This is a genomic window from Brevundimonas sp. GW821-FHT10E09 (genome assembly GCF_058809375.1).
The window spans coordinates 1-5,875 of record NZ_JBXASO010000029.1; the positions used below are offsets into that span (position 1 = coordinate 1).

Consider the following 5,875-nt stretch of genomic DNA (forward strand, 5'->3'; position numbering starts at 1 on the left):
GGACTTCGGCCAGCAAAAAGCCGCTGAGCGTAGTGCTCAGCGGCTGTTTTGTTTGGGTGCGGGAGTAGGATTTGAACCTACGACCTTCAGGTTATGAGCCTGACGAGCTACCGGGCTGCTCCATCCCGCGGCAAGCGGTAGTCGTGAAGGAAGAACGGTTCGAGAAGCCTGGGCTGAAGTAGCGCGAAGCGCGATAGCCCATGTATTTAGCAATCACTCTGTCCGCCCGGTAGACCCGGCGGCGACCTACTCTCCCGCGCCTTGAGACGAAGTACCATTGGCTCTGGAGGGCTTAACGACCGAGTTCGGAATGGGATCGGGTGGGGAACCTCCGACATAGCCACCGGGTCAACGGGGCGGACAGAGAGATTGCGAAGAAGACATTGTCGTGACGATCATCGGGTCAAGGATGATCATCGAATGAGTTTTGCTGAGAAACGATCAAACCGATCGGATTATTAGTACCAGTAAGCTTCATGGGTCGCCCCACTTCCACACCTGGCCTATCAACGTGGTAGTCTTCCACGATCCTCAGCGAAGCCTTGTTTTGAGGTTAGTTTCCCGCTTAGATGCTTTCAGCGGTTATCTATTCCATACTTAGCTACCCTGCTGCACAGCTGGCGCCATGACAGGTACACCAGAGGTATGTCCATCCCGGTCCTCTCGTACTAGGGACAGATCCTCTCAAGCTTCGAACACCCACGGCAGATAGGGACCAAACTGTCTCACGACGTTCTGAACCCAGCTCACGTACCACTTTAAATGGCGAACAGCCATACCCTTGGGACCTGCTCCAGCCCCAGGATGTGATGAGCCGACATCGAGGTGCCAAACTTTGCCGTCGATATGGACTCTTGGGCAAAATCAGCCTGTTATCCCTAGAGTACCTTTTATCCGTTGAGCGATGGCCCTTCCACTCGGGACCACCGGATCACTATGGCCGACTTTCGTCTCTGCTCGACTTGTCAGTCTCGCAGTCAGGCGAGCTTATGCCATTGCACTCGACGAGCGATTTCCGACCGCTCTGAGCTCACCATCGCGCGCCTCCGTTACACTTTAGGAGGCGACCGCCCCAGTCAAACTACCCACCACGCCATGTCCCGGGACCGGATAACGGCCCTCGGTTAGACGTCAACGACAGTAAGGGTGGTATTTCAAGGACGACTCCACCAGAGCTGGCGCCCCGGTTTCATAGTCTCCCACCTATCCTACACATACGGTCGCTAACGCCAAGGCGAAGCTATAGTAAAGGTTCATAGGGTCTTTCCGTCTGACCGCGGGAACCCCGCATCTTCACGGGGAATTCAATTTCACTGAGCCTATGCTGGAGACAGTGGGGAAGTCGTTACGCCATTCGTGCAGGTCGGAACTTACCCGACAAGGAATTTCGCTACCTTAGGACCGTTATAGTTACGGCCGCCGTTTACCTGGGCTTCAGTTCGTCGCTTTCACAACTCCCTTTAACCTTCAGGCACCGGGCAGGCGTCAGACCCTATACGTCGCATTGCTGCTTCGCAGAGCCCTGTGTTTTTGCTAAACAGTCGCTACCCCCTGGCTTGTGCCACTCAGTCCTGGTTGCCCAGGGTGAGTCACGCTTATTCCGAAGTTACGCGTGCAATTTGCCGAGTTCCTTCAGCATAGTTCTCTCAAACGCCTTGGTATGCTCTACCTGACCACCTGTGTCGGTTTCGGGTACGGTCTCTGCTGGAGTTATTTCCTGGGACAACGCCCCCGCACACACAATCCAATAAGTGGGTACGAGTTAAGCCATCCGTCACTTCCAGCTGGTGCAGGAATATTTACCTGCTTCCCATCGACTACGCTTTTCAGCCTCGCCTTAGGGGCCGACTAACCCTGCGCAGATTAGCTTTACGCAGGAACCCTTGGTCTTTCGGCGAGAGTGTCTCTCACACTCTTATCGTTACTCATGTCAGCATTCTCACTTCCGATACCTCCAGCCAGGCTCACGCCTGACCTTCACCGGCCTACGGAACGCTCCGCTACCGCTTGCAGTAAACTGCAAACCCATATCTTCGGCGCACGGCTTGAGCCCCGTTACATTTTCCGCGCAGGATCGCTTGATCAGTGAGCTGTTACGCTTTCTTTAAAGGATGGCTGCTTCTAAGCCAACCTCCTGATTGTCAAAGCAATCCCACATCGTTTCCCACTTAGCCGTGACTTGGGGGCCTTAGATGATGGTTAGGGTTGTTTCCCTTTTCACGACGGACGTTAGCACCCGCCGTGTGTCTGCCCGATAGTTCTCTTGGGTATTCGGAGTTTGGTTAGTATTGGTACCGCTCGCGCAGCCCGCAACCATCCAGTGCTCTACCCCCCAAGGAATTCGTCGGACGCTCTACCTAAATAGATTTCGCGGAGAACCAGCTATGTCCAGGTTTGATTGGCCTTTCACCCCTATCCACAAGTCATCCCAGAATTTTTCAACATTCACGGGTTCGGTCCTCCAGTTGGTGTTACCCAACCTTCAACCTGCTCATGGATAGATCACCTGGTTTCGGGTCGTCATACGTCGAACTTAGCGCCCTATTCAGACTCGCTTTCGCTGCGCCTACACCTAACGGCTTAAGCTTGCTCGACACATGAAGTCGCTGACCCATTATACAAAAGGTACGCCGTCACCCCGCTTGGGGGCTCCGACTGCTTGTAGGCTTCCGATTTCAGGATCTGTTTCACTCCCCTTGTCGGGGTGCTTTTCACCTTTCCCTCACGGTACTTGTTCACTATCGGTCGTAGAGGAGTACTTAGGCTTGGAGGGTGGTCCCCCCATGTTCAGACAGGATTTCACGTGTCCCGCCCTACTCGAGTCTCTTGCTGTTTGATGACTACGGGGCTTTCACCCACTATGGCCGACCTTTCCAGATCGTTCGTCTTTATTTCACAAGAGCACTGGCCTGGTCCCGGTTCGCTCGCCACTACTACGGGAGTCTCGGTTGATGTCCTTTCCTCCGGGTACTGAGATGTTTCAGTTCCCCGGGTTCGCTTAATGAAGCCTATGTATTCAGCTCATTATACCTTTCAACAATCCGCCAATCGCCGCTCCGGCCGAAACCGAAGCAGAGTTGGAAGACTGTAAAGGTGGGTTTCCCCATTCGGAAATAACCGGATCAAAGGGTGCTAGCGCCTCCCCGGTTCTTATCGCAGCTTGCCACGTCCTTCATCGCCTCTCTACGCCAAGGCATCCGTCAGAAGCCCTTCAACGTTTGATCGTTTCTCAGCAAAACTCATGCCTGGTTTATTCCGCCCGACTGGAAAGATGCCGGGGGACCAAGCCTGATTTTTGTCAGACAATGTCTTCTTCTCGAACAAGACCTACAAGCTCAGGGGAGCCGGTCACGTTCTTCCTTTACGATTTCAATGCACGCCGGCCTTACGGCCAACGGCAAACTTGAATGCGATCACAAGATCCTGGTGGAGCCAGACGGAGTCGAACCGACGACATCCTGCTTGCAAAGCAGGCGCTCTACCAACTGAGCTATGGCCCCATTCCAACAGGAATGGTGCAAAGCCCAGGAGAGCTGTCATACGATACTGCCTGTGGGCTGGAGGCCAACCCCAGCAACCAGCATCAGCTGGTAGGCCCGGGCAGACTCGAACTGCCGACCTTACGCTTATCAGGCGTACGCTCTAACCACCTGAGCTACGGGCCTATGGCAGCGACAGCCAGGTCAAGAGACCCAGGCTCGCGATCGCGTCACCAATACATCAACCCGTATGGTCGATGCGTCGATGACGAAAGTGGAAAGAGAAACGGAGACGGCGGCATTCCGCATAGTGCTCGGCGCTGTGAAGCGCTCCGCTAAATCGGAGCCTCAATAGACAGTCTCGTGAGAGACGGCCTGGAGAAGCATCCTTAGAAAGGAGGTGATCCAGCCGCAGGTTCCCCTACGGCTACCTTGTTACGACTTCACCCCAGTCGCTGACCCTACCGTGGTCGCCTGCCCCCTTGCGGTCAGCGCAGCGCCTTCGGGTAGAACCAACTCCCATGGTGTGACGGGCGGTGTGTACAAGGCCCGGGAACGTATTCACCGCGGCATGCTGATCCGCGATTACTAGCGATTCCAACTTCATGCCCTCGAGTTGCAGAGGACAATCCGAACTGAGACGACTTTTAAGGATTAACCCTCTGTAGTCGCCATTGTAGCACGTGTGTAGCCCACCCTGTAAGGGCCATGAGGACTTGACGTCATCCCCACCTTCCTCCGGCTTAGCACCGGCAGTCCCATTAGAGTTCCCAACTAAATGATGGCAACTAATGGCGAGGGTTGCGCTCGTTGCGGGACTTAACCCAACATCTCACGACACGAGCTGACGACAGCCATGCAGCACCTGTGTCCTAGTCCCCGAAGGGAAAGCCAGATCTCTCTGGCGGTCCAGGCATGTCAAAAGGTGGTAAGGTTCTGCGCGTTGCTTCGAATTAAACCACATGCTCCACCGCTTGTGCGGGCCCCCGTCAATTCCTTTGAGTTTTAATCTTGCGACCGTACTCCCCAGGCGGATTGCTTAATGCGTTAGCTGCGTCACCGAAATGCATGCATCCCGACAACTAGCAATCATCGTTTACGGCGTGGACTACCAGGGTATCTAATCCTGTTTGCTCCCCACGCTTTCGAGCCTCAGCGTCAGTAATGAGCCAGTATGTCGCCTTCGCCACTGGTGTTCTTCCGAATATCTACGAATTTCACCTCTACACTCGGAGTTCCACATACCTCTCTCACACTCAAGACACCCAGTATCAAAGGCAATTCCGAGGTTGAGCCCCGGGATTTCACCCCTGACTTAAATGTCCGCCTACGCTCCCTTTACGCCCAGTAATTCCGAGCAACGCTAGCCCCCTTCGTATTACCGCGGCTGCTGGCACGAAGTTAGCCGGGGCTTCTTCTGTAGGTACCGTCATTATCGTCCCTACTGAAAGAATTTTACAATCCTAAGACCTTCATCATTCACGCGGCATGGCTGCGTCAGGCTTTCGCCCATTGCGCAAGATTCCCCACTGCTGCCTCCCGTAGGAGTTTGGGCCGTGTCTCAGTCCCAATGTGGCTGATCATCCTCTCAGACCAGCTACTGATCGTCGCCTTGGTGAGCCTTTACCTCACCAACTAGCTAATCAGACGCGGGCCGCTCTAAAGGCGATAAATCTTTCCCCCGAAGGGCACATTCGGTATTAGCACAAGTTTCCCTGAGTTATTCCGAACCTAAAGGCACGTTCCCACGTGTTACTCACCCGTCCGCCACTAACTCCGAAGAGTTCGTTCGACTTGCATGTGTTAGGCCTGCCGCCAGCGTTCGCTCTGAGCCAGGATCAAACTCTCAGGTTGAGTTGACTTCTGACCTAAGCTTGAAGACCACCGAAGTGATCTTGGCATTAGTTCTACGTATTTTATTGACGAGTTCCCACGTCATCGATCCGAAGACCGACGCATGGTATCTTTTCAAAAAGACCGCAGATAGTCAGTGTCGTATAATGACCCGAAGGTCATCGCTAGAACACCGCCGCCTGCGTTTCTCTTTCCATATCAACAATGTCAAAGACCCAGAACCGCCTCAGCGGCCCGACTTGTTTAGCGCCTCGTCGTCGGCGGAGGCGGCGATTTAGAGAACCGCGAACCTCGTGTCAACCGCTCTTTTCAGAGATTTTGCAGAACCAAGACCGAAGCCTCAAAACCACAAAAAACCACCGGAGGAAAACGCAGAGGCTTTCCTCTTAACCGTTCGGCGATTCGATTGGAGCGCGGAACCTATTGAAACCAACCCAGGAAAGCAAGAAGTTTCTCAACTCTTTCTTCCCCTCAAAACCTCCGAAACCGAAGCTCCGAAGCCCTCAGGGCCGGCCCGTTTCCGAGCGAGGCGGCTCTATACG

General features: G+C 54.2%; 3 tRNA genes and 3 rRNA genes. All 6 read right to left on the reverse strand.

Going from position 1 to position 5,875, the window contains the following annotated elements:
- Positions 1-53 precede the first annotated feature (53 nt).
- Positions 54-130: transfer RNA gene (locus AC1RSI_RS16595), tRNA-Met, on the reverse strand.
- 103 nt (positions 131-233) lie between these two features.
- Positions 234-348, reverse strand: a 5S ribosomal RNA gene (gene rrf, locus AC1RSI_RS16600).
- Positions 349-437: 89 nt separating this feature from the next.
- A 23S ribosomal RNA gene (locus tag AC1RSI_RS16605) occupies positions 438-3,224 on the reverse strand.
- Between the two features lie 200 nt (positions 3,225-3,424).
- Positions 3,425-3,500, reverse strand: a tRNA-Ala gene (locus tag AC1RSI_RS16610).
- Between the two features lie 88 nt (positions 3,501-3,588).
- Positions 3,589-3,665, reverse strand: a tRNA-Ile gene (locus tag AC1RSI_RS16615).
- Positions 3,666-3,872: 207 nt separating this feature from the next.
- Positions 3,873-5,333: ribosomal RNA gene (locus AC1RSI_RS16620) — 16S ribosomal RNA — on the reverse strand.
- Together the 16S, 23S and 5S rRNA genes with 3 tRNA genes alongside form the textbook arrangement of a ribosomal RNA operon.
- Positions 5,334-5,875 lie beyond the last annotated feature (542 nt).